22 protein-coding genes are annotated in these 23801 nt (G+C 40.2%); 3 read left to right on the forward strand and 19 right to left on the reverse strand.

All coding sequences use genetic code 11. The features are described from left to right. Nucleotides 1-77 precede the first annotated feature (77 nt). The 19 genes from HT717_RS00005 to HT717_RS00095 all read right to left on the reverse strand — a co-directional run bounded on the left by HT717_RS00005 (nucleotide 78) and on the right by HT717_RS00095 (nucleotide 19816). A complete protein-coding gene (locus HT717_RS00005) occupies nucleotides 78-938 on the reverse strand; it encodes a methionyl aminopeptidase (RefSeq protein ID WP_000631543.1) in 861 nt (286 codons plus the stop codon). A 15-nt stretch (nucleotides 939-953) separates the two neighbouring features. After that, nucleotides 954-2231 (reverse strand): CBS-HotDog domain-containing transcription factor SpxR, encoded by a 1278-nt coding sequence (spxR, locus tag HT717_RS00010; protein ID WP_020901084.1) that lies wholly within the window; start codon nucleotides 2229-2231, stop codon nucleotides 954-956. Then, on the reverse strand, nucleotides 2224-2775 hold the full coding sequence (locus HT717_RS00015) for a GNAT family N-acetyltransferase (protein WP_049539671.1): 552 nt from the start codon (nucleotides 2773-2775) through the stop codon (nucleotides 2224-2226). The genes spxR and HT717_RS00015 overlap by 8 nt, the downstream gene beginning before the upstream one ends. Nucleotides 2776-2790: 15 nt before the next feature. After that, nucleotides 2791-4050: a UDP-N-acetylglucosamine 1-carboxyvinyltransferase gene (locus HT717_RS00020; RefSeq protein WP_020901082.1), complete on the reverse strand. Its 1260-nt coding sequence runs from the start codon at nucleotides 4048-4050 to the stop codon at nucleotides 2791-2793. A 510-nt stretch (nucleotides 4051-4560) separates the two neighbouring features. Further along, complete coding sequence (locus HT717_RS00025) at nucleotides 4561-5550, reverse strand: lipoate--protein ligase (RefSeq protein WP_049539673.1); 990 nt, start codon at nucleotides 5548-5550, stop codon at nucleotides 4561-4563. A 56-nt stretch (nucleotides 5551-5606) separates the two neighbouring features. Then, the gene (gene lpdA, locus HT717_RS00030; RefSeq protein WP_049539675.1) at nucleotides 5607-7310 is read right to left on the reverse strand and encodes a dihydrolipoyl dehydrogenase; all 1704 of its coding nucleotides are present in this window, start codon (nucleotides 7308-7310) and stop codon (nucleotides 5607-5609) included. 45 nt (nucleotides 7311-7355) lie between these two features. After that, on the reverse strand, nucleotides 7356-8399 hold the full coding sequence (locus tag HT717_RS00035) for a dihydrolipoamide acetyltransferase (RefSeq protein ID WP_049539676.1): 1044 nt from the start codon (nucleotides 8397-8399) through the stop codon (nucleotides 7356-7358). Nucleotides 8400-8506: 107 nt separating this feature from the next. Next, nucleotides 8507-9499: an alpha-ketoacid dehydrogenase subunit beta gene (locus tag HT717_RS00040; RefSeq protein ID WP_033680203.1), complete on the reverse strand. Its 993-nt coding sequence runs from the start codon at nucleotides 9497-9499 to the stop codon at nucleotides 8507-8509. A 15-nt stretch (nucleotides 9500-9514) separates the two neighbouring features. Further along, nucleotides 9515-10483 carry a thiamine pyrophosphate-dependent dehydrogenase E1 component subunit alpha gene (locus HT717_RS00045; protein WP_000105354.1) on the reverse strand — a complete coding sequence of 323 codons (969 nt, stop codon included), beginning with the start codon at nucleotides 10481-10483 and terminating at the stop codon, nucleotides 9515-9517. Between the two features lie 153 nt (nucleotides 10484-10636). Further along, entirely contained in the window at nucleotides 10637-11998 is a 1362-nt protein-coding gene (locus HT717_RS00050; protein WP_049540203.1) for an MATE family efflux transporter, read from the reverse strand. 41 nt (nucleotides 11999-12039) lie between these two features. Further along, nucleotides 12040-13308: a dihydroorotase gene (locus HT717_RS00055; RefSeq protein ID WP_173304043.1), complete on the reverse strand. Its 1269-nt coding sequence runs from the start codon at nucleotides 13306-13308 to the stop codon at nucleotides 12040-12042. 12 nt (nucleotides 13309-13320) lie between these two features. Continuing rightward, complete coding sequence (locus tag HT717_RS00060) at nucleotides 13321-13785, reverse strand: 8-oxo-dGTP diphosphatase (protein WP_001135783.1); 465 nt, start codon at nucleotides 13783-13785, stop codon at nucleotides 13321-13323. Between the two features lie 9 nt (nucleotides 13786-13794). After that, on the reverse strand, nucleotides 13795-14448 hold the full coding sequence (locus tag HT717_RS00065) for a uracil-DNA glycosylase (RefSeq protein WP_173304046.1): 654 nt from the start codon (nucleotides 14446-14448) through the stop codon (nucleotides 13795-13797). Nucleotides 14449-14509: 61 nt separating this feature from the next. After that, nucleotides 14510-15202, reverse strand: a complete 693-nt coding sequence (locus HT717_RS00070; RefSeq protein WP_173304047.1) for a YjjG family noncanonical pyrimidine nucleotidase — start codon at nucleotides 15200-15202, stop codon at nucleotides 14510-14512. 70 nt (nucleotides 15203-15272) lie between these two features. After that, complete coding sequence (locus tag HT717_RS00075) at nucleotides 15273-15965, reverse strand: DNA/RNA non-specific endonuclease (RefSeq protein WP_173304048.1); 693 nt, start codon at nucleotides 15963-15965, stop codon at nucleotides 15273-15275. 605 nt (nucleotides 15966-16570) lie between these two features. Then, nucleotides 16571-17128, reverse strand: coding sequence for a ClbS/DfsB family four-helix bundle protein (locus tag HT717_RS00080; protein WP_173304050.1), 558 nt, complete (start codon nucleotides 17126-17128; stop codon nucleotides 16571-16573). A 56-nt stretch (nucleotides 17129-17184) separates the two neighbouring features. Further along, on the reverse strand, nucleotides 17185-17679 hold the full coding sequence (locus HT717_RS00085) for a YkgJ family cysteine cluster protein (protein WP_000031476.1): 495 nt from the start codon (nucleotides 17677-17679) through the stop codon (nucleotides 17185-17187). 134 nt (nucleotides 17680-17813) lie between these two features. Continuing rightward, nucleotides 17814-19547 (reverse strand): phosphoenolpyruvate--protein phosphotransferase, encoded by a 1734-nt coding sequence (gene ptsP, locus HT717_RS00090; RefSeq protein WP_173304052.1) that lies wholly within the window; start codon nucleotides 19545-19547, stop codon nucleotides 17814-17816. Nucleotides 19548-19552: 5 nt separating this feature from the next. After that, nucleotides 19553-19816: a phosphocarrier protein HPr gene (locus tag HT717_RS00095; RefSeq protein WP_000146947.1), complete on the reverse strand. Its 264-nt coding sequence runs from the start codon at nucleotides 19814-19816 to the stop codon at nucleotides 19553-19555. 350 nt (nucleotides 19817-20166) lie between these two features. Between HT717_RS00095 and nrdH the strand changes: the two genes are divergently transcribed. The 3 genes from nrdH (at nucleotide 20167) to nrdF (ending at nucleotide 23777) form a co-directional block, all read left to right on the forward strand. Further along, nucleotides 20167-20385, forward strand: coding sequence for a glutaredoxin-like protein NrdH (gene nrdH, locus HT717_RS00100; RefSeq protein WP_000259240.1), 219 nt, complete (start codon nucleotides 20167-20169; stop codon nucleotides 20383-20385). A gap of 80 nt (nucleotides 20386-20465) precedes the next feature. Next, on the forward strand, nucleotides 20466-22625 hold the full coding sequence (nrdE, locus tag HT717_RS00105; RefSeq protein ID WP_173304054.1) for a class 1b ribonucleoside-diphosphate reductase subunit alpha: 2160 nt from the start codon (nucleotides 20466-20468) through the stop codon (nucleotides 22623-22625). 189 nt (nucleotides 22626-22814) lie between these two features. Further along, the gene (gene nrdF, locus HT717_RS00110) at nucleotides 22815-23777 is read left to right on the forward strand and encodes a class 1b ribonucleoside-diphosphate reductase subunit beta (protein ID WP_020900698.1); all 963 of its coding nucleotides are present in this window, start codon (nucleotides 22815-22817) and stop codon (nucleotides 23775-23777) included. Nucleotides 23778-23801 lie beyond the last annotated feature (24 nt).

The raw sequence follows: 23801 nt of genomic DNA on the forward strand, positions 1-23801 counted from the left end.
TACAGTTGACAAAGAGCCAAAAAATTGAAGAAAATTGTCCAAAGAGCCACTTTTTCTTCAATCTGTTTTTAATTATTTTAATAAGTTCCTTCTTCACCTTGGCTAGTCAAGATTACCGGACCATCCTTAGTAATGACAAATTGGTGTTCATATTGACAAGATAGGCCACCGTCAATGGTCTTATGCGCCCAACCAGTCTTCATATCTGTATCGATTTCCCAGTCACCTGTATTGATCATTGGTTCAATGGTTAATACCATTCCTTCACGAAGACGAAGTCCACGACCTGCAATACCATAGTTAGGAACCATTGGTTCTTCGTGCATGGTTGGGCCAACACCATGACCAACCAAATCACGCACTACACCGTATCCACGACTTTCAGCATATTCTTGAATCGCTGCTCCAATATCACCAATACGATTTCCAACAACAGCTTGCTCAATACCCTTGTACATAGCTTCTTTGGTTACATCCATCAAGTTTTTCACTTCTTCGGACGGTGTACCGACAGCATAAGCCCAACAAGAATCTGCTAGACCACCAGAATAGCTCTGAGTGTATTTTTTCATTTGCTCAACATTGTTGAAGTTTAATTTTGAGACATTCAAATCAGATTTGGCAATTGGACCTCCCAAAACCATATCCACTTTGAGCAAATCACCATCTTTCAAGATATAGTGACGAGGGAAAGCGTGAGCTACTTCATCATTAAGAGAGCAACAAGTAGCATAAGGATAATCCATCATGGCACCATCAACCCCAATCTGAAGTGGAAGGAAATTTTCTTCCTTACAACGACGGCGAACGTATTCTTCAACTTCCCACATATCTACGCCAGGCTTAATCAAATCACGTAAGCCGATATGAATACTTGCAAGGAAATCACCAGCCTTGTCCATAGCTTCGATTTCACGAGCTGATTTTAATGTTATCATCTTTTCTCCTAGTTTCTAATTAATTTTAACAGTCACATTTGCTTTTGAAACAATCTGATGACCATGATAAATATCGTAGTCAATAATAGCTGATCGTCTCGTATGATGGATAATGCGTGCTTGAATGCGCAGTATATCATCTATCTGAACAGCCTGTAAAAAGTAGATCAGCATCTGCTCGATAATGAGATTGCGACCACTATTCACAACTAAATCTTGAGTCATATGAGTCAAGATTTCTGCCAATACACCATTAGCCAAAACACCATTTTTCTCTAGCATAAAGGGTTCCACTGTAATGACGACTTCATCATGGTGATAAGAAAGTTTTTGACCAATCTGCTCAGAAAAAGTTGGTAGAGCCGAAACTTGAGAACGACTCATCTTCTCCATGACATCTCGTCTTGTCACAACTCCAAGCAAGGTTTGATTATTCCGAACAACCGGTACCATTTCAAAGTCTTCAGCAATCATCCGTTGGCTCACATTGGCAATATTTGTCGATAAACCAACTAAAAATAGACTACGAGACATGACCTTGTCAATTGTGGTACTTGGTGACTTATCGCCAGCGTCTCTCATGGTTACAACTCCAACAACGACCTGATGTTGATTGATAACTGGGAAACGACTGCTACGATTCTTACGAACTAAGTCCAAATAATCTTTAACGGTGTCAGTCTCTCTCAGAAAGCCATACTCATGACTCGGACGATAAAGTTTCTCAACTGTCAGAATATCCGTCTTAATTTGAACATTTGACAAGGCTTTATTGATCATGGTCGCAACAGTGAAAGTATCATGCTTGCTTCTTAAAACAGGAATTCCTTTTTGATTTGCCAGTTTAAGAACATCATCATGAACATGGAAACCACCTGTAACCAAGACTGCATTTTCATTTTCAAGTGCTAATAATTGGATACGAGTACGATCTCCGACAATCAAGAGCCCCCCATCATGAAGGTAAGACAAGATGTTTTGTTCAGTCATGGCACCGATTGAAAACTTGCTAAATTCTCTCTCTAAACCTTCTTGACCAGCCAGAACTTCAGAAGAAGTCACTTCTGCAATTTCATCAAAAGTTAATCTTTCAATAGCAACTTTCTGGGATTTAACGCGAATAGTACCACTTCTTGGTCGAGTCTCCACAATTCCACGGTTTTCAGCTTCCTTGATAGCGCGATAAGCCGTTCCATCACTGACTCCCAGATGGTTGGAAATACTACGAACACTAACCCTCTTTCCGACAGGTAATTCTTCCAAATAGCTTAGAATTTCCTGATGCTTACTCATTGAATTCTCCTTTTACATACCGAAATTCAAGATAATCCCGCATTTTTCTTGTGTAGCGATCACTTCCCTTAAACTGACGGAACAAACTAAATCCAGCCTTAAGAGCAACCTTTTGACTTGCTTCATTTTCGAGATGGGTAATAATGGACAATTGTTTTAAAGCAAATTCCTCAAAAGAAAGTTGGCAAAGTTTTTTAACAACCTCTGTCATAAATCCTTGCGACCAAGCATCTTTTCTCAAAAAATAACCAAGTTCTGCTTCTTTTTTAATTTCATCTAGTTTTTCAAACTTAACAGAACCAATCATTTTTTCAGTTTTCTTGTCACAAATAGCCCACACTCCCAAAGGAGCCTTCATAAAATAATTGGCCAGTGCATACTGGCTTTCTTCAGGACTAGCTTGACTTGGAAAAATGAATTGTAAATTTTCTGGATTTGAAGCTATCTCATGGAAGTCTTGACTATCACTAAAAAAGAAAGGACGCAAATACAAGCGATCCGTTTCAAAAAAAGAAAACATTGCTAATTTGGTCCAAATATTCATAAACACCTCTAAGGTTTAATCCTCAACAAGTCTAATATCCGCTCCTAGATTACGTAATTTTTCGATAATATCAGAATAACCACGTAAGATAAACTCGATATTGGTAATTTCAGTTTGCCCCTCGGCCATCAAACCAGCAATAACTAAAGCTGCACCAGCTCTCAGGTCAGTTGCTTTAACACTTGCCCCACGCAAATCACGTCCACCTGTGTACAAAATATGACCATTTGTTGTCGAAATGTCCGCATCCATCTTTGCTAGTTCAAAAACATGATTTACACGTTTTTCGTAAATCGTATCGACAATTGTACCACGACCATTCGCTCTTAGTAAAAGTGGGGTAATAGGTTGTTGCAAATCAGTAGCAAAGCCTGGGTAAGGAGCTGTCTTAATATTGATTGCTTTCAAATTAGACTGTTCTTCGACAAAAATGCTATCTTCAGATACAGTCATTCTAACTCCCATTTCTTCTAGCTTAGCAATAAATCCTTCTAGGTGTTCGTAAAGAACATTATTTATACGAATCCCCTTGCCGACTGCAGCAGCTAAAGATATATATGTTCCCGCTTCAATACGGTCTGGAATTACCTGATGACGCGTTCCATGTAATCTGTCAACACCATCAATAATGATGATATTTGTTCCTGCACCACGGATATGGGCACCCATATTATTCAAGAGAGTAGCTACATCAATAATTTCAGGTTCACGGGCTGCATTTTCAATAATAGTACGACCATTTGCTTTAACAGCAGCAATCATCGTATTAATCGTCGCCCCCACACTAACCGTATCCATGTAAATACTTGCACCATGAAGTCCTGTATCTTTAGCAGATAACTTCATGTTATCTCCCTCGTAGCTAACAGTGGCACCCATAGCTTCAAAAGCCTTAAGGTGTAAGTCAATCGGACGAGGACCAAGATCACATCCTCCCGGTAAACCAACTGTCGCTTCACCAAAACGGCCTAAGAGGCTCCCATAAAAATAGTAAGATGCACGAAGACTGTTAATTTTACCATAAGGCATTGGAATATTTTGAACACCTCTTGGATCAATCTCCAAGACATCGTCATAACGCTTAACAGTAGCTCCCATCAATTCCATAATTTCGACAAGACTGGCTACATCCGAAATATCTGGAACACAATCCAAAGTCACCACATCATCAGCCAATATAATAGCTGGAATTAAGGCCACAACACTATTTTTAGCACCACTAATAGTGATTTCACCTTGCAGTGGTAATCCACCATTGATAACAATTTTTCTCATTATAAGTTTTTAATACTCTTTCAAGATTTCTAATAAGGTCTTTAAAATAAATTATATCATAAATGTAACCTTTTTTCCATCCTTTTCAATTTTATTGGATAGTAAGCAATAAATAGGATTAAGTTGAAAGGTTGAGTCCATATTTTATGAAACATCTTTTGATACTAAAAAATCCTAAATTAAGAATTGCAAAATACCTCAAAAATTAGATTTTCTATGTCTAACTTTTGAGGTATCGTTCAACTATAGAAATAATAGTCTTTTGGTGGTGTCTATACTATAAAAAGCAACTCATGCCTGTGTCACCTTACAGTCAATCTAATACTAACTTTCTCATCTCAATATTCAATTGCAAATAGTCGTATTTACTTGACTCAGATCAAACTTCCAAGTTTTTTATTAAGCATTGGAAGTGAGTTCTTTTTGATTCTCGTTCAGCAGATTGCAAGACTTGTCCTATCCAGATAATATCTTTTCTGCAATCCACAATGACTAACAAATAGCTTTTCTTTACTCTACTACCGCTTCAGCGATTTCTTCACGGCTAATACCAGCGAAGTAGCGTGTAATATCAATAGTTTCCAGAGCTTTAAGGACATCTTCACGTTCGTATTTGACGCCACGAAGGACATCTTCTACAGCTGCAACGTCCTCGATACCAAAGAAGTCACCATAAATCTTGATATCTTGGATTTTTGATTCGACGACATTCGCAAAGACTTCGACTTTACCACTAGTGAATTTTGTCCCACGACGGACGTTAAACTCAGGTGATTTACCATAGTTCCAGTCCCAAGTTCCAAACTTAGTATCCTTGATGCGATTGATTTCAGCCAATTCTTTCTCAGAAAAAACGTATTCAGTCATCTCTGGGTACTCTTTTTTCATGTATTCCAATAGCAAATCACGGAATTCTTCAACTGTGATTTTTTCTGGTAGTTCATTAACAATATTGGTGACACGAGCACGAACAGATTTCACCCCTTTTGATTCAAATTTATCCTTTGAAACCTTAAGGGCATTAGCAAGGACTGACAAATCAACGTCAAAGAGCAAACAACCGTGGTGCATGATACGGCCATTGATATAGGCTTGGGCATTGCCACAGAACTTCTTACCATCAATCTCAAGGTCATTACGACCTGTGAACTCAGCTTTAACCCCAAGTTGAGCTAGTGTATTGATAACTGGAGTTGAGAAGCTCTTAAAGTCAAAAGCCTTGTTTTCATCTTCTTTTGAGATAATCGTGTAGTTGAGATTGTTTAAATCGTGGTAAACAGCTCCACCACCACTGATACGGCGGACCACCTCAATGCCATTTTCGCGAACATAATCACGGTTGATCTCTTCGATAGTGTTCTGGTGACGACCAACAATGATAGATGGTTTATTGATCCAAAGAAGGAAGATTTGGTCCTCATCCAAAAGATGTTTAAAGGCGTATTCTTCCAAGGCGATATTAAAAGCAGTGTCGTTTGAATGATTGATAATATATTTCATGATATCCCTTTATACGATAGAGACTGGAAAAAATTCCAGTCTAATCTATCTTCATTTTATTTTTTCTTAGGTGAATGGATAGCCATTCCAAGAACATCCGCAAATGCTTCGTACATCACTTCAGAGTATGTTGGGTGTCCGTGGATTGTCTTAAGCATTTCTTCTACAGTGATTTCCATTTCGATAATGCTTGACGCCTCATTGATCAATTCTGCAGCTGCAGGACCGATGATGTGAACACCAAGGATTTCCCCGTATTTCTTATCTGCAATGACTTTTACGAAACCTTGAGCAGCATCAGAAGCAATGGCACGACCATTAGCAGCAAAGTTGAATTTACCGATAGCAACATCGTATTTCTCACGGGCTTGCTCTTCTGTTAAACCGACTGCTGCTACTTCAGGAAGAGTATAGATAGCTGCAGGAGTCAAATTCAACTTGGCAACAGCATGATTTCCTTTAAGAGCATTTTCTGCCGCAACTTCCCCCATGCGGAAAGCTGCGTGGGCCAACATCTTCGTACCGTTGATATCACCTGGTGCGTAGATACCTGGAACAGAAGTTTCCATGTATTCGTTGACCTTGATGCGTCCACGGTCCAATTCAAACTCAACATCTCCAATACCTTCAAGGTCTGGCACACGACCAATTGAAAGGAGAGCTTTGCTTGCGATGATATCGTCTTTTCCTTCAATCTTGATACGAAGTTGACTATTTTCCTCGATAATTTCTTGGAGTTTAGTGTCAGTTAAGATGGTCATACCTTTACGTTCCAAAATCAAGCGAAGGTTCTTAGACACTTCTGCGTCCATAGCTGGCACGATACGGTCCATCATTTCGATAACAGTTACTTTTGACCCAAATGTCATGAAAGCCTGACCGAGTTCGATACCGACAACGCCACCACCGATGATAACGAGGCTTTCTGGCACTTCGTTCATTTCAAGAATGTCGTCACTGGTCATGACAAGTGGAGATTCCATACCAGGAACGTTAATCTTGCTGACTTTTGAACCACCAGCAAGGATAATTTTCTTAGTTTCAAGCAATTCTGAACCATTTACCAAGACGTTCTTGTCTTTCGTGATTGTACCAATTCCCTTATGAACAGTAACTCCGTAGCTACGAAGAAGACCTGCAACACCACCTACCAAGGTATTGACAACTTTAGATTTAGTTTCTAAAAGTTTGTCCATATCAACAGTGAAGTTTGGATTTTCGATGACGATACCACGGTTTGCAGCATGACCGATGTTTTCGATAATTTCAGCGTTATGAAGATAAGTCTTGGTTGGGATACAGCCACGGTTCAAGCAGGTTCCACCAAGTTCAGATTTCTCAACAAGGGCAACCTTACCACCGAGTTGGGCTGCTTTAATGGCTGCCACATAACCAGCCGGACCTCCACCAATCACAACGATATCAAAGGCATCATCGCTCTTACCATCGTCGTTTGAGGCACTAACTGCAGGCACTGGGCTAGCTTCTGGCGCTGCTGCTCCAGCTGTTGGGATGTTTTCTCCTTCTTCCCCAAGGTAACCAATGACTTCAGTTACAGGGACTGTTTCCCCATCCCCTTTGAGGATGGCAATCAAGTACCCATCTTCTTCGGCTTCCAATTCCATACTGACTTTGTCAGTCATGATTTCCAAAAGGATTTCTCCTTCTTTTACAAATTCTCCGACTTTTTTATTCCATTGGACGATTTGTCCTTCTGTCATATCCACGCCGGCTTTTGGCATAATTACTTCTAAGGCCATGTCTTCCTTCCTTTATCTATATCTTTAAAATGAATACTCTTGTTCTTAAATCAACATTGAGATTGGATTTTCAATCAATTCTTTCAAGTCTTTCATAAACTTAGCACCAGCCATACCATCTACGACACGGTGGTCAATGGTTAATCCTAGGCTCATGATAGGGCGAATCACAATTTCACCATTGACCACAACTGGCTTCTCAATAGTCGAACTGACACCAAGAATAGCTGAGTTTGGTTGGTTGATGATAGGACCAAAGGACTGAACACCAAACATTCCCAGGTTACTGATTGTGAATGTCGAATTCTGCAGTTCGCTTGGAGCCAATTTACCATCCAAGGTACGGCCAATGACATCTTTGAATGCAACAACCAACTCTGACAAGCTTAATTTTTCAGCATTGTAAACAACAGGTGTCATCAAACCATTATCCATCCCAACTGCCATCGCAAGGTTGACATAGTTATGAGTGATAATGGTCTTGCCGTCTTCGGTCAATGAAGCATTGATGTAAGGATGTTTCATCAAGGTTTTCACAACAGCAAGTGAAAGAAGGTCTGTTACAGTAGTCTTCTTCCCAGTTGCTTCCATGATTGGCTCAAGAACCTTCTTACGAAGAGCCAGCATTTCAGTCATATCAACTTCATAATTGAGTGTGAAAGTTGGCGCAGTTAGGTATGATTCAACCATACGTTGGGCAATAACCTTACGCATTGGTGTCATTGGAATACGTTCAATTTTACCGTATGGTGTTACATTATCAGGAACTTCTTCCACTTTTTCAATCTGAGCAGGAGACTTGATAGTGTCGTTTTCAATATTTTCAGGAAGCAAGGCCAAAACATCCTTCTTCATGATTTTACCACGATGACCCGTTCCTTGAATTTCCTGCCAAGCAATATTATGTTCGAGGGCAATTCGTTTTGCAAGTGGCGAAATGCGAACCACGTTTGTGTCTTTATAAGTTTCCACGTCTTCTTTGTGGACACGACCGTTTGCACCTGAGCCAGAAACGTCGTAGAGGTTGATCCCTAAATCATCCGCTAACTTTCTAGCTGCAGGAGTCGCTCTTAGCTTGTCATCAGCCATGACCTCTCCAATTCTATACTAAGATATTAAGGACGAGGAGCTCTGCACCTAAAAGATACACAGTTTCTCGCCTGCTTTATTTTTTACATAATTTATCTTATGTAATACTATTCTTTGTTATATGTCTTACGGATTGCTTCTTTAATGCTTTCAATGGTTGGAATCATTGCATTCTCTAGGTTTTGTGCATAAGGCATTGGCACATCTTCTCCTGCGCAACGGCGGATTGGTGCATCTAGATAATCAAATGCTTCTGATTCTGAAATAATAGCTGAAATCTCTCCGATATAGCCACTTGTTTTGTGGGCATCGTTGACCAGAACAACCTTACCAGTCTTCTTAACTGAGTTAATGATGATATCCTTATCAAGCGGAACAAGGGTACGTGGGTCAACAATTTCAACTGAAATGCCTTCTTCTGCTAATTCTTCAGCAGCTTGAACCACACGGCGAAGCATTTTTCCATAAGTAACAACTGTTACATCCGTACCTTCACGTTTGATTTCCCCAACTCCAAGTGGAATTGTATAATCTGGATCAACTGGCACTTCCCCTTTTTGGTTAAATTCTGACTTGTACTCAAGAATGATAACAGGGTTATTATCACGGATAGAAGACTTAAGCAATCCTTTCATATCCGCAGGTGTACCTGGTGCCACAACCTTAAGACCAGGAATATGAGTAAACCAAGACTCTAGTGATTGCGAGTGCTGAGCTGCAGAACCAACTCCGTTACCTGCTGCACAACGGACTGTCATTGGAACCTGTCCCTTACCACCAAACATATAGCGTGTTTTAGCAGCTTGATTGACGATATTGTCCATGGCAATGACCGAGAAGTCCATAAAGGTCATATCGACGATTGGACGTAGTCCTGTCATGGCTGCTCCTGCTGCTGCTCCAGATATGGCAGCTTCAGAAATCGGACAGTCACGAACACGTTCTGGACCAAATTCTTCAAGCATTCCGACAGAAGTACCGAAGTCTCCTCCGAAGACACCTACGTCTTCTCCCATCAAGAACACATTTTCATCGCGACGCATTTCCTCAGACATAGCAAGGATAATGGTGTCACGGAAGGACATTGTTTTTGTTTCCATTTTATCTCTTTCTCCTTAGTCTGCGTAAATATCTTCAAAGGCTGATTCAAGCGGTGGGAATGGGCTTTCCTCAGCAAATTTAACAGAAGCTTCTACTGCTTCCTTGACTTGTGCTTGGATTTCTTCCAATTCTTCAGCACTTGCAATATTGTTTTCAATGAGGTATTTGCGGAGGTTTTCGATTGGGTCTTTTTGTTTCCACAATTCCACTTCTTCACGGGTACGATATTTACCAGGGTCAGATGACGAGTGACCAAGCCAGCGGTAAGTTACACTTTCAATCAAGACAGGCCCATTGCCACCACGAACATGGTCTACAGCTTTCTTAAATCCTTCATAGACATCGATGACGTTGTTGCCATCTTCGATAAACATTCCAGGGATTCCATAAGCAGCGCTACGTTGATGAATGTGCTCTACATTAGTCATTTTCTTGATATCCGCAGAGATTCCATAACCGTTGTTAATGCAGTAGAAAATGACTGGCAGGTTCCAGATAGAAGCCATGTTGACTGCTTCGTGGAAAACACCTTCGTTGGTCGCACCATCTCCAAAGAAGCAGACAACGATTTTTCCTGTATGTTGCATTTGCTGACTAAGGGCTGCACCAACAGCGATTCCCATACCACCACCTACGATACCATTGGCACCAAGGTTACCAGCATCAAGGTCAGCGATATGCATAGATCCACCTTTACCTTTACAGGTTCCCGTGTATTTACCAAGGATTTCAGCCATCATCCCGTTGAGGTCAATTCCTTTGGCAATAGCTTGTCCGTGACCACGGTGGTTTGATGTGATCAAATCATCTGGATTGAGAGCCAACATAGCACCTACGTTAGCTGCCTCTTCTCCAACAGAAAAGTGCGTCATTCCTGGCACTTTCCCTTTCTTTACTAATTGCGCAATTTTTAAGTCCATACGACGGATTTCTTCCATCTTCCGGAACATTTCGAGCAAAAGATTTTTATCTAAAGTTGACATCTTCTTGCCTTTCTAACTTTCTTCTTACCTTACTATTTTACCGTTTTTAGAAAGCACTGTCAAAGTTTTTCTAAAGAAAATTTCACAAAATAAAAAAGAAAACCCAATGAAAACAAGGGATTTTCTTATAAAGAATATTTTTTCACAAACTTTTTATTGTTTAGATTTTGCTAAAGATTCAAATCTCTTTATAATCACAGTTAAACGCCAACGGTAGAGGGCCCCACTCACAATCAGACTAATAATTAAACCAATCCAATAAGAATAAGCTCCAAAATCTGTTAGGGAATCTAATACCATAGCCACTGGGATTGCTACGCCCCAATAACCAAGCAAACCAAGGTAAAAAGGAATAACTGTATCCTTATAACCCCGCAAAATTCCCTGAAGCGGTGCCGCAAAAGTATCTGCCAACTGGAAGAAGAGACTGTAAGTCAAAAAGCGCGCTGTCAAATCGATAAATTCTAGGTCGTTACCATAAAGATTAGCCACATTTCCCCTAAAAATGTAAAGGAAGGATAAGGTAAAACCTGCAAAAATGAGGGCAGTCCATCTTCCTAAACTAATATAGTTTTTCGCATCATCAAATCTCTTGGCTCCCACTTCATAGGAAACAACAATAGCCATAGCCGATGAAATACTCATAGGAAAGGCGTACATGAGAGTTGAAAAGTTCATAGCTGACTGGTGACTAGCGATAATCAAAGACGAGAACTTAGCCATAATCAAACCAACCACGGAAAAGATAGCCACTTCCGCAAAGACAGTTCCCCCAATAGGCAGGCCTAAACGAAGCCCTTCCTTGATTTTATCCATATTAAGCGGAATGTATTTCTCAAGATGCAAGGCTTTGAGCTTCTCCTGTTTAAATAAAACTAGAATAGAAATCCCCAGCAAGACCCAGTAGGCCAAGGAAGTACCTAAACCAGATCCCGCACCTCCCAGCTCTGGAACACCAAAGGCACCGTAGATCAAAAGGTAGTTAAATCCACTATTGAGAGGAAGTAACAAAAGCATGAGGTACATGGACATTTTAGTCAACCCTAGCGAATCCAGCAAGGAGCGAATGACACTAAAGAGCAACAAGGGGATGATCCCGATAGATAAAAACCAGAGATAGCGAACTGCAACTGCTGCCACTGGTGCCTCTAGTCCGATATGATTCAAGACTGGTGGGGCCAAGAAAAGTACCAGTCCCAGTAAGACCACAGATAGACCCAAGGCCAGATAGATGAACTGGTAAAAATCAGACGCCACTTCCTCCTTTTTGCCTCGACCAAGATGGTGACCAATGATAGGTACCAAGGCTGATACAATTCCTGTTAGAAAGGTAAAGAATGGATTCCAGATACTGGTTGCCATTGATACTCCAGCCAAATCCATGGTATTGTATTGACCTGTCATAGTCGTATCAACAAAGGAGGCAGAATAATTGGCAAATTGATAAATCAGGATAGGGAAAAATATCTTTAAAAATAAGATAAACTTGTCTTTAAAATGATGGGTTTGGTACATATATGCTCTCTATTCTTTTTGTTTACAGAGCAGACTTACACCTAGTTTTGATAGACGATTTGTCCCTTACAGATGGTATATTTAACCTGCCCTTTTAAGGTTTCACCGATGAATGGTGAATTCGCTGCTTTCGAAGCAAAATGGGAGTCCACAAGGCGATCAGCCTTAGCATCAAAAATAGTGATGTCCGCTGGACCATTCTCAGCCAAGTAACCTGCTTCAAAGTTGTAAAGCTTGGCTGGGTTGTAGGTCATTTTTTCTAGCAATTCCATCAAGGTCAATTCCCCAGCTTCGACCAAATAAGTCAATCCGAGAGAAAGAGATGTTTCCAAACCAGTCATACCAGATGGCGCTTTGGCAATATCCTCAACGTTTTTCTCATCTGCATGGTGAGGCGCGTGGTCAGTCGCGATAACTGTGATGACGCCTGATTTAAGACCTTCAATAACAGCACGACGGTCTGATTCCAAACGAAGTGGAGGATTCATCTTAGCATTGCTACCTTGAGTCAAAAGAAGTGCTTCTGTCTTAGAGAAATGCTGTGGCGCTACTTCTGCTGTGACTTGCGCTCCCAATCCTTGAGCAAACTCCACTACTTTAACACTTTCTTCCTTAGACAAATGCTGAATATGGACACGAGCCTTAGTTGCATAGGCAATCATGACATCACGCGCCATCATAGCATACTCAGCCACCCCAGTCGCACCGCAGATATGGAAATGCTCTTTAGCAATATTTTCATTAAAGCCAAGAATACCGTTCAAACCTGGATCTTCCTCATGAAGACTAATAAAGGTATTAAGCTTTTTGGCTTCTTCCATGGCTTCCTTGACAACTTTACTACTTTCAAGTGGGATACCGTCGTCTGAGAAACCAACCGCACCAGCTGCTAAAAGGGCCTTAAAGTCAGTCAAATCTTGCCCATTAAAGTTTTTAGTAATGGTCGCAACCGTCTTAACATTAATCTTTTCCTTAGCAGCTGAATCCAGAACTTCTTGCAAAGTCTCCACGTCTGAAATGGTTGGACTAGTATTAGCCATCATGACAACCGTTGTAAAACCACCTGCAGCGGCTGCTAGGGCACCCGTATGGATATCTTCCTTGTGGGTCTGACCAGGTTCACGGAAATGCACATGAATATCGACCAAGCCAGGCGCAACCACAAGACCAGTAGCGTCAATCAGTTCTGCTCCTTCTTCTTTAATCTCAGGTGCAATTTTGATAATTTCCCCATCTTGAACTAAGACATCACACACTTGATCCAAACCAGACTTGGGATCCATTACACGACCGTTTTTGATTAGTAGCATCTGCTTTCTCCTTTATTCATAGAAATCAACTTGGGTATCCAACAATTTATCCCCATCATAAACAAACTTGGCTGAAAAGAAGGGTTTATCCTCTAAAAGCCACTCAACAAAGGTATGGTCACCTTCCCAAGTCGGCTTGCTCAAAACCTCGTCATAGGGAACCCATTCTAGCGTTCCCTCATTGCAGTCAATCAAGTCGCCCTCAAACTCCGTCACCTTAAAAACATAAGTGTACCAGTCTAAATCTGGCGTAAATTCAGGGAAAGTGATAACACCTTTTAAAACTGGCTTGGCTTTGAGCCCTGTTTCTTCGAGGATTTCACGCACCGCACACTCCTGAGGCGTCTCTCCTCTCTCTAGCTTACCACCCACACCAATCCATTTTCCTTCATGGACATCATTTGGCTTCTTATTACGGTGGAGCATGAGCAATTCTTTCCCGTTATCAATGTAGCAAATTGTCGCTAACTGAGGCATATTTTCTCCTTATCTAAGCCAATCGATTGGCTCTTGTCCTGTTTCTTTTAAGAATGCATTGGCCTTGGAAAAAGGCTTGGAACCCCAAAATCCTCTATAAACTGACAAAGGACTGGGATGGGCTGATTCGATAATCAGATGGTGAGGATTGGTAACCAAGACCTTCTTCTTACGTGCATAGGCTCCCCAGAGTATAAAGACTACTGGTTTATCTAATTGATTGACCACCTGAATTACAGCATCCGTAAAGGGCTCCCATATCTGCCCAGCATGACCATTGGCCTGTCCAGCAGGAACCGTCAAACAAGCATTAAGAAGCAAGACTCCTTTCTCAGCCCATGCTGTCAAATCATGAGATTTCTTAACCCCGATATCATCTGACAATTCTTTCAAGATATTTTGCAAAGATGGCGGAGCTGGGATAGAGTCAGGTACAGAAAAACTCAAGCCCTGCGCTTGACCTGGCCCGTGATAGGGATCTTGCCCTAGAATCACCACCTTAACTTCTTCAAGCGGTGTTGTCAAGAGAGCCTGAAAAACCTTTTCCTTGGGTGGATAAATAGTCCCCTGAGCATAGACCTGATTCATAAACTGATTGATTTTCCCGAAATAACCCTCAGGTAATTGCTCCTTAATCAAAGCATGCCAAGACGAGTGTTCCATAGCCGACTCCTTCGTTTTTACTGCCTCTATTATAGCAAAAAGTGGCTTTCTAAACCACTTTTTACAGTTTATCTAAACAATCCAGCAAGTCTTTGTAAGAATGGACTTCGTAAGTCGGCTGGGCTTGTATGTGATTTTCGAGGTGATGAGGGTTGTACCAAATCGTGTCAATCCCAGCATTATTGCCACCTCGAATGTCGGCGGTTAGGGAATCTCCAATCATCAGCGTCTTTTCTTTACTAAAACCTGCAATCTGTTGGCCAATCTTTTCATAAAAGAGAGCATCAGGCTTTTGTGTTTGCAACTGTTCTGAGATAAAGACTTGATTGAAATATGGCGCTAGACCCGATTGAGCCAAACGTCCTGTCTGAATGGCAGTAATACCATTTGTCGCAGCATACAGCTCATAATCTCTCTCGATAAGGTTATCCAAGAATTCATGAGCGCCTGAAAAAGTTTGCCCCTGCTGGGCAAGGTAAAATTGGTAACGTTGGGCTAGAAAACTACCGTCTTTTTCCTGTCCAAAATGAGCAAATAAACGAGAAAAGCGCGTGTTAACCAGCTCTGGTTTACTGATTTTCTTTTGCTCTAAGTCCTTCCAGAGAGCCTTGTTCATGGGAACGTAATAGTTTTTATAAGCCTGAATATCTGTAACCCCTTCTTCTTTTAGAAGTTGCGTTAAAGCCACATCCTCAGCAGCATCAAAATCAAGCAAGGTGTGGTCGAGGTCGAAGAGTAGAAATTTATAGGACAATTTTGGAAGATTCCTTTCTAAGGGGGGGCAAAGGTTCAACAGGGGGTGCATATTATGTAGATACTAGGAATCATTTATTCAATTTCCAATCCGTGTAATCAATGCTACTATTCATCCCATATTTCACATTAGGAATAAACACATGTATATCCCTTAAGTATTTTTTATTATTTGATACAGCTTGTAGTAGTATTCCTCGAGGTACATCTTCTGATTCATTATCATAGATCGCCTCAACCTGATAATATACTCTAAAATCTATTTCTGATTTATTTGAAGCTTTGGTAATGCAATTTTTTATTAATTGCTCATAAACTCGTTGAGAATTTCCATAGTCTGTGTTTAATTTAAAACCATTACCGTTAGCCCAAGGTGTTAGAGGTACTACATTTTCAATATTTGTTTTTCTTGAATTAAATCCAGATAAATTACCAATTAGCATAAACCCAAGTAAGTGTCCTGTATGAAAAATGGAACCACTGTACTGGCTTTTACCTTTTGATGTCCTATCTTTAATCGTTCTGTGTGAAAGTAACGCCCTACCTATACTAACTTTTTCCTCCTTTCTTACATTCTCAGCAAATTCTTCTAAATCGATTCGTTCTGAAAAGATTTTTTCATTAAAATTTATAAAATGCGGTAAATTAAAACTTCCATAACCATTATAAAATTTTTTTAATTCTTCTATGTCATCAATTTCTAATTGTTCCAATACAGATTTTGTGATACTATATACTGCCTGATGAAGGTGAGGGTAACCCATATTTCTACTCCTATTAAAAACAAACTAACAAACTTATTATAACATATAGCTAGATAAAACTTCGAAACTAATTCAATTTTACTTTTATGAATTTATCCCAACATTTTTGTTCTACCCTAATTTTTGTTGATGGAATTAGACTATCATATAGTGTTTGCACCCCCTCTATTTATCCATAAACAAAAAAGTGGGCAAGAAATCATGATTTTATTTCCTGCTTATTTTTGAAAATAGAAAAAAACAGAGCCCAAAAGATAGGACGTCTGCAAGCTCTCCCAAGCAGAGGGACACCAACTCTTTTCTAACTTTCTCTTTTTATAATTTCATCATCTCACCCATCTATCTATCATCCTATATCAGAAAAAACCATTCGAACCAGTTTATCATCAACATTTCTCAGAATAAAGGCATTCTAAGAATCGAATAGGTTAAAAACCTTTAATATCCGTGCAATTCTAGACCTAGAATCCCTATAAACTAAATGTTTTTGCACTATTCTAAGCCATTGATTGCCTTAAATTTTAGTTTTTGAAGGATTCTAAAGCTATAATAGCTCAAAAAAAGGAGAACTAAGCTATTCAAAACTTAGAAAAATTTTCCTGAATTTAATTGTCACTTGAACGAATACCCTTACAATTCTTCCGATGAGCTTTGAGTTTTTTCAGAGTCCAATCATGGTGACTGGAGGTGCTACTGACAAAGTAGGAACCTAGACTTGTTCCGCCGGTCCACTTATAGACACCTTTGGTAAAGAGTTCGTCATTGCTAAAAACTTCTATCAACTCTAAAACCTCTCTATGTGATTGTTCTAGGAGTCTAGTCGCTTCTTCTAAGGACGTTTTCTGGTGCTTCTTCCAAAAAGCGACATTCATTTCTCCATAAGTTTTCCAATTATAAAGCTCAGGGAGAAAAGGGCTTTCGTGACCTTTTTGATTAGAATGAACCCAAGTCAAAAGTAACTGATGCCATTCATAAAGATGAATCAAGACATCTCGTATATTTTGATCCCTTTTCCAGTGAGCTTCTTTTTTCTTTGGGTCTCTTGAAAAATCAAATGGAGTCTGTAGCTCATCTTCACTTAGTTGGGAGATGAAACGATTGAGCTTTTCATAGTTTTCCTTAGATGCCAGCATTAGCTCCTCTTTTGTTTTCGGTCTAGGCACAGAGTTCTCCCTTCATATTGTTAGTTATTATTAGAAATTTTTTATCCTTTAAATCTCTATAACTTATCCTTTAATTTCTCAACAAAGAGATAGGCTGCTGGACAGGTCAAGGTATTCTTAATCGTTAGATGATTGATTTGATGGATCTTTTTACGGTCCGTATGGGGGAACTCTCGACAGGCCTTGGGACGAACATCATAGATGGAACAGAGATTATCTCCTCCTAGAAAGGGACAAGGCATGGATTTAAAAACCTTATCACCATCTTCGTCTACCTGAAGGAATTCAGCTTCAAAAGCTGGTAATTTCATCTTAAAATACTTAGCAATCCGTGTGATATCCGCCTCTTTGAAGTCAGGTCCCAATGTCTTGCAACAGTTGGCACAAGCAGTACAATCAATTTCAGCAAAGACTTCTTGGTGAATCTGCTGGGCTATCTTATCTAGATTTTTTGGTGGCTTTTTCTTTAGATTGGCTAAAACTTTACGATGTTCCTTCTGCTTTTGCAAGGCTAGCTGGTGGTAATACTCAATATCAATTTCTTTAGACATGGTTTCTCTCTTATTCTAATTACTTTCCCCTATTATACCATGCCTCTGAACCATTGAAAAGTAGACTTTACAAGACTATACTTTTCTAAAATGCGTCAAAAAAACCTTGCAACTAGGTTACAAGGTTAATGACATTAATCGAAGTTAACGTATTCTTTTTGAAGTTCAAGAACTTCTTCCATTGTTGAACACTCTGTAAGGGCACGGTTAGCGTACTCTTCCATCTTAGCAGTATCCAATTTCTTCATCAAGCTACGTGTACGAAGTACTGATGTTGCTGACATAGAGAACTCATCCAAGCCCATTCCGACAAGAAGTGGAACAGCTTTTTGGTCACCAGCCATCTCACCACACATACCAGCCCATTTACCTTCAGCGTGAGCTGCCTTGATAACGTTGTTGATCAAGCGAAGGATTGATGGGTTATATGGTTGGTAAAGGTATGAAACTTGCTCGTTCATACGGTCTGCTGCCATTGAGTATTGGATCAAATCGTTTGTACCAATTGACATGAAGTCTACTTCTTTTGCAAATTGGTCTGCAAGCATCGCTGCTGCAGGGATTTCAATCATGATACCAACTTGGATGTCATCCGCAACTGCAACACCATCAGCAAGAAGGTTTGCTTTTTCTTCTTCATAAACTGCTTTAGCTGCACGGAATTCTTTCAAAAGGGCAACCATTGGGAACATGATACGCAATTGACCATGAACAGAAGCACGAAGAAGAGCTCGGATCTGTGTACGGAACATTGCATCTCCAGTTTCAGAAATAGAGATACGGAGGGCACGGAATCCAAGGAATGGGTTCATTTCATGTGGCATATCGAAGTAAGGAAGTTCCTTATCTCCACCAATATCCATTGTACGAACAACCACTGGTTTACCATTCATTCCCTCAAGAACAGCCTTGTATGCTTCATACTGTTCGTCTTCTGTTGGGAAATCTTGAGAATCCATGTACAAGAACTCTGTACGGTAAAGTCCAACAGCTTCTGCACCGTTGTTGTTAACACCTTCAACGTCTTTTGGAGTACCGATGTTAGCAGCCAACTCGAAGTGTTTACCGTCAGCAGTCACTGTTTGAGCATCTTTCAAAAGGGCCCATTCAGCTTTTTGTTTAGCATAAGCTTCACCAGCTGCTTTAAATTCTGCCGCTTGTTCATCTGTTGGGTTGATAATCACTTCACCAGTAATTCCGTTAACGGCAAGGATATCACCATCTTTCACTACTTCAGTGATGTTATTTGTTCCCAATACAGCTGCAATTTCAAGTGTACGTGCCATGATAGCTGAGTGGCTTGTACGTCCACCGATATTTGTTACAAAAGCTTTTACAAAGTTTTTGTCCAATTGAGCTGTATCAGATGGTGTCAAGTCATGCGCAATTACGATTACTTCTTCATTGATAGAAGCTGGGTTTGGCAATTTTTTACCAAGAAGGTTTGCCAATACACGTTTTGTCACGTCGCGGATATCCGCTGCACGTTCTTGCATGTATGGGTTGTCTTCCATACCTTCAAAGATAGTGATGAACATGTCAGTCACTTCTTTAAGACCTGCTTCTGCATTGACTTTCTTAGCACGGATTGTTTCTTTAATCTGACCAATCAATTCTGGGTCAGAAAGAACCATCAAATGAGCGTCAAAAACTTGAGCCGCTTCTTCACCAAGCGTACCTACAGCTTTCTCACGGATAAGAGAAAGCTCGTTTTGAGAAGCTTCAAGAGCTACATCCAAACGAGCCTCTTCTGCGTTTGTATCTTCGACTGAAATCGTCTCGAATGACAAATCCGGTTGAACGAGTAGATATGCTTTTGCAACTGCAACACCGTCAGATGCCGCGATTCCTTTAAGCATTTCTGTCATTTTCCTTATGCCAATCCTTCTTTTTCCATTGTTTCTGAGATTGCAGCGATAGCGTCATCTGCATCTGCACCTTCAGCTGAGATAGTTACGTCAGCACCTTGGCCAACACCAAGACTCATAACACCCATGATTGATTTAAGGTTAACTGATTTACCTTTGTACTCAAGAGTGATATCTGAAGCAAATTTGCTAGCAGTTTGTACCAACAATGTTGCTGGACGTGCGTGAATACCTGTTTCTGCCACTACGTGGAAATCTTTAGAAGCCATAGTTTGACTCTCCTTTTGTTCTTTCTTTTTTGAGTTATATGTGATAACCCTTACAATTTGGTATTATATCATCTTCTAGGATTTTTTTCAAGCATTTTATGGGATTTATTCGATTTCCTTTCAGATAACTTCCTGAAAATCTTCTATTCTAGATAACAAAACACAGGATATAGTTTTCCAAAAAACTACTTGTAGGATAATCATCACTATTTTACAAAACAAACACCACATATTGTGTTTTGAGACCTCAGGTAGAAAAATAGACCACTATATTTAGTTTTAAATCATTGACAAAAATTTATTTTCTGATATACTAAGAAAGTAATCTATTTTGAAAGAGGAGTTACACAATGGTAACCGTTTATTCTAAAAACAACTGTGTCCAATGTAAGATGACTAAACGTTTCTTGGACAGTAATAATGTCGCTTATCGCGAAATCAATCTTGATGAGCAACCTGAGTACATCGATCAAGTTAAAGAGCTCGGTTTCAGCGCAGCTCCTGTTATCCAAACACCAACTGAAGTCTTTTCAGGTTTCCAACCAGGAAAACTGAAACAATTAGCATAATCTTAGTACATCATCCAGAAGAAACTGCTTCTAGGGCTAACTTAGAAGCCTTTCTTTTGTAATTAGATAAGGGAAATTTTATGGGATTAAAACATCTTGAGGACGTGACTTACTTCCGTCTTAATAACGAAATCAACCGTCCTGTCAATGGACAAATCATGCTTCATAAAGATAAGGAAGCCTTGGATGCTTTCTTTAAAGAAAATGTAGTTCCAAACACTATGGTTTTTGATTCAATTACTGATAAAATCAACTACCTCATTGAACACAACTACATCGAAACAGCCTTTATCAAGAAATACCGTCCAGAGTTTTTGGAAGAGTTGCATCAATTTATCAAAGAACAAAACTTCCAATTCAAGTCTTTCATGGCAGCTTATAAATTTTACAATCAATATGCTTTGAAGACTAACGACGGTGAATACTATCTTGAAAGTATGGAAGACCGTGTCTTCTTCAACGCTCTTTATTTCGCAGATGGGAATGAAGCTGTTGCAATTGATATTGCCAATGAAATCATCCACCAACGTTACCAACCCGCTACTCCTTCTTTCTTGAATGCTGGACGTGCTCGTCGTGGAGAGTTGGTATCTTGTTTCTTGATCCAAGTGACTGATGATATGAACTCTATTGGACGTTCTATTAACTCTGCTCTTCAACTTTCACGTATTGGTGGTGGTGTGGGAATTTCCCTCAGCAACCTTCGTGAAGCTGGAGCTCCTATCAAAGGCTACGAAGGAGCAGCCTCTGGGGTTGTGCCAGTTATGAAGCTTTTTGAAGACAGCTTCTCTTACTCTAACCAATTGGGGCAACGTCAAGGTGCTGGAGTGGTGTATCTCAATGTCTTCCACCCAGATATCATCGCCTTCCTTTCGACTAAGAAAGAAAATGCCGATGAAAAAGTGCGTGTCAAGACCCTTTCACTTGGTGTTGTTGTACCAGATAAATTCTACGAATTGGCTCGTAAAAATGAAGAAATGTACCTCTTCAGCCCTTACTCTGTAGAAAAAGAATACGGTGTGCCATTTAACTACATCGATATTACTGAAAAATACGATGAATTGGTCGCAAATCCAAACATCCGTAAGACAAAAATCAAGGCGCGTGATTTGGAAACTGAAATTTCTAAATTGCAACAAGAGTCTGGCTACCCTTATGTCGTCAACATTGATACGGCTAACCGTGCAAATCCTATTGATGGTAAGATTATCATGAGTAACTTGTGTTCTGAGATTCTTCAAGTCCAAGAACCAAGCTTAATCAACGATGCTCAAGAATTCCTTCAAATGGGAACAGACGTTTCATGTAACCTTGGTTCAACCAACGTGGTCAACATGATGACTTCACCTGACTTTGGTCGCTCAATCCGTGCTATGGTTCGTGCCCTTACTTTCGTTACAGATAGTTCACATATCGTAGCTGTACCTACTATCGACCATGGAAATAGCCAAGCTCACACCTTTGGTCTTGGTGCCATGGGACTTCACAGCTACCTCGCCCAACAATTGATTGAATATGGATCACCTGAGTCTGTTGAATTTACAAGCATCTACTTTATGCTTATGAACTACTGGACTTTAGTTGAGTCAAACAATATTGCGCGTGAACGTGGTATTACCTTCCATAACTTTGAAAAATCAGACTATGCTAACGGAAGCTACTTTGACAAGTATGTAACTGGCGAATTCCTTCCAAAATCAGACCGTGTTAAAGAACTCTTTAAAGATATCTTTATTCCAAGAGCTGCTGACTGGGCTGAACTTCGCGACAAGGTTCAAGCAGATGGTCTTTATCACCAAAACCGTCTAGCTGTTGCTCCAAATGGTTCTATCAGCTACATCAATGACGTTTCTGCTTCTATCCACCCGATTACACAACGTATAGAAGAACGCCAAGAGAAGAAAATTGGTAAAATCTACTACCCTGCTGCGGGCTTGTCAACAGAAACCATTCCTTACTACACTTCTGCTTACGACATGGATATGCGTAAAGTCATCGATGTTTACGCCGCTGCAACTGAGCACGTAGACCAAGGACTTTCACTCACACTCTTTATGCGTAGTGACATTCCAAAAGGTCTTTACGAATGGAAGAAAGAAAATAAACAAACAACACGTGACTTGTCTATCCTTCGTAACTATGCCTTTAACAAGGGTATCAAGTCTATCTACTACGTCCGTACCTTTACAGATGATGGTGGAGAAGTCGGTGCCAACCAATGTGAAAGCTGTGTGATTTAATCTTTGCTTGAGGAAACTACATTTTCTCAGATTAGCGATTCATTTACCACACTAAACTAAGCTGGAACAAACATCTATACTATGAAATAAAAGTCGGTCTTCCGACTTTTTGTGCGATACTACTCTAGATTTATGATAAAATAGAAATAATTGTGAGTTCGCAATACTAAACACGGAAAGAGATTTCAAATGGAAACTTACTACAAAGCCATTAACTGGAATGCCATCGAAGATGTTATCGACAAATCAACTTGGGAAAAGTTGACCGAGCAATTCTGGCTCGATACACGTATTCCCTTGTCAAATGACTTGGATGACTGGAGAAAGCTATCAAGTGTAGAAAAGGACTTGGTTGGAAAAGTCTTTGGTGGTTTAACCCTTCTCGACACTATGCAATCTGAAACTGGGGTTCAAGCCCTTCGCGCAGACATCCGTACACCACATGAAGAAGCTGTTTTCAATAACATTCAATTTATGGAATCTGTCCACGCAAAATCTTACTCATCAATCTTTTCTACCCTGAATACCAAGGCTGAGATTGAAGAGATTTTCGAATGGACCAATACCAATCCTTATCTACAAAAGAAGGCTGAGATTGTCAATGAAATCTACCTCAACGGTAGCCCACTTGAAAAGAAAGTTGCCAGTGTCTTCCTTGAAACCTTCCTCTTCTACTCTGGTTTCTTCACTCCCCTCTACTATCTTGGGAACAATAAACTAGCCAACGTCGCCGAAATTATCAAATTGATCATTCGTGATGAGTCTGTTCACGGAACCTACATTGGTTATAAATTCCAGCTCGGTTTCAATGAATTGCCTGAAGAAGAGCAAGAAAAACTCAAGGATTGGATGTACGACCTGCTCTACACTCTTTACGAGAATGAAGAAGGTTATACAGAGAGTCTCTATGACGGTGTTGGTTGGACGGAAGAAGTCAAAACCTTCCTTCGCTACAATGCTAACAAGGCACTCATGAACCTGGGACAAGATCCACTCTTCCCAGATTCAGCTGATGATGTCAACCCAATCGTTATGAACGGTATTTCAACAGGAACTTCCAACCACGACTTCTTCTCTCAAGTCGGAAATGGTTACCTTCTTGGCGAAGTTGAAGCCATGCAAGACGATGACTACAACTACGGTTTGGACTAATTCAATTATCCCAGAACTGATAAC

It is taken from the genome of Streptococcus sp. 959 (assembly GCF_013277075.1).
Classification (GTDB): domain Bacteria; phylum Bacillota; class Bacilli; order Lactobacillales; family Streptococcaceae; genus Streptococcus; species Streptococcus pseudopneumoniae_C.

Bases quoted from the DNA above. Each gene is read 5' to 3' on its own strand.
- spxR (WP_020901084.1), bottom strand. From the start codon at position 2,231: ATGAGTAAGCATCAGGAAATTCTAAGCTATTTGGAAGAATTACCTGTC.
- HT717_RS00075 (WP_173304048.1), bottom strand. From the start codon at position 15,965: ATGGGTTACCCTCACCTTCATCAGGCAGTATATAGTATCACAAAATCT.
- HT717_RS00020 (WP_020901082.1), bottom strand. From the start codon at position 4,050: ATGAGAAAAATTGTTATCAATGGTGGATTACCACTGCAAGGTGAAATC.
- HT717_RS00095 (WP_000146947.1), bottom strand. From the start codon at position 19,816: ATGGCTTCTAAAGATTTCCACGTAGTGGCAGAAACAGGTATTCACGCA.
- HT717_RS00005 (WP_000631543.1), bottom strand. From the start codon at position 938: ATGATAACATTAAAATCAGCTCGTGAAATCGAAGCTATGGACAAGGCT.
- HT717_RS00045 (WP_000105354.1), bottom strand. From the start codon at position 10,483: ATGTCAACTTTAGATAAAAATCTTTTGCTCGAAATGTTCCGGAAGATG.
- lpdA (WP_049539675.1), bottom strand. From the start codon at position 7,310: ATGGCCTTAGAAGTAATTATGCCAAAAGCCGGCGTGGATATGACAGAA.
- HT717_RS00085 (WP_000031476.1), bottom strand. From the start codon at position 17,679: ATGTCTAAAGAAATTGATATTGAGTATTACCACCAGCTAGCCTTGCAA.
- HT717_RS00035 (WP_049539676.1), bottom strand. From the start codon at position 8,399: ATGGCTGATGACAAGCTAAGAGCGACTCCTGCAGCTAGAAAGTTAGCG.
- HT717_RS00065 (WP_173304046.1), bottom strand. From the start codon at position 14,448: ATGGAACACTCGTCTTGGCATGCTTTGATTAAGGAGCAATTACCTGAG.
- nrdF (WP_020900698.1), top strand. From the start codon at position 22,815: ATGGAAACTTACTACAAAGCCATTAACTGGAATGCCATCGAAGATGTT.
- HT717_RS00050 (WP_049540203.1), bottom strand. From the start codon at position 11,998: ATGTACCAAACCCATCATTTTAAAGACAAGTTTATCTTATTTTTAAAG.
- nrdH (WP_000259240.1), top strand. From the start codon at position 20,167: ATGGTAACCGTTTATTCTAAAAACAACTGTGTCCAATGTAAGATGACT.
- nrdE (WP_173304054.1), top strand. From the start codon at position 20,466: ATGGGATTAAAACATCTTGAGGACGTGACTTACTTCCGTCTTAATAAC.
- ptsP (WP_173304052.1), bottom strand. From the start codon at position 19,547: ATGACAGAAATGCTTAAAGGAATCGCGGCATCTGACGGTGTTGCAGTT.
- HT717_RS00040 (WP_033680203.1), bottom strand. From the start codon at position 9,499: ATGGAAACAAAAACAATGTCCTTCCGTGACACCATTATCCTTGCTATG.
- HT717_RS00025 (WP_049539673.1), bottom strand. From the start codon at position 5,550: ATGAAATATATTATCAATCATTCAAACGACACTGCTTTTAATATCGCC.
- HT717_RS00055 (WP_173304043.1), bottom strand. From the start codon at position 13,308: ATGCTACTAATCAAAAACGGTCGTGTAATGGATCCCAAGTCTGGTTTG.
- HT717_RS00060 (WP_001135783.1), bottom strand. From the start codon at position 13,785: ATGCCTCAGTTAGCGACAATTTGCTACATTGATAACGGGAAAGAATTG.
- HT717_RS00015 (WP_049539671.1), bottom strand. From the start codon at position 2,775: ATGAATATTTGGACCAAATTAGCAATGTTTTCTTTTTTTGAAACGGAT.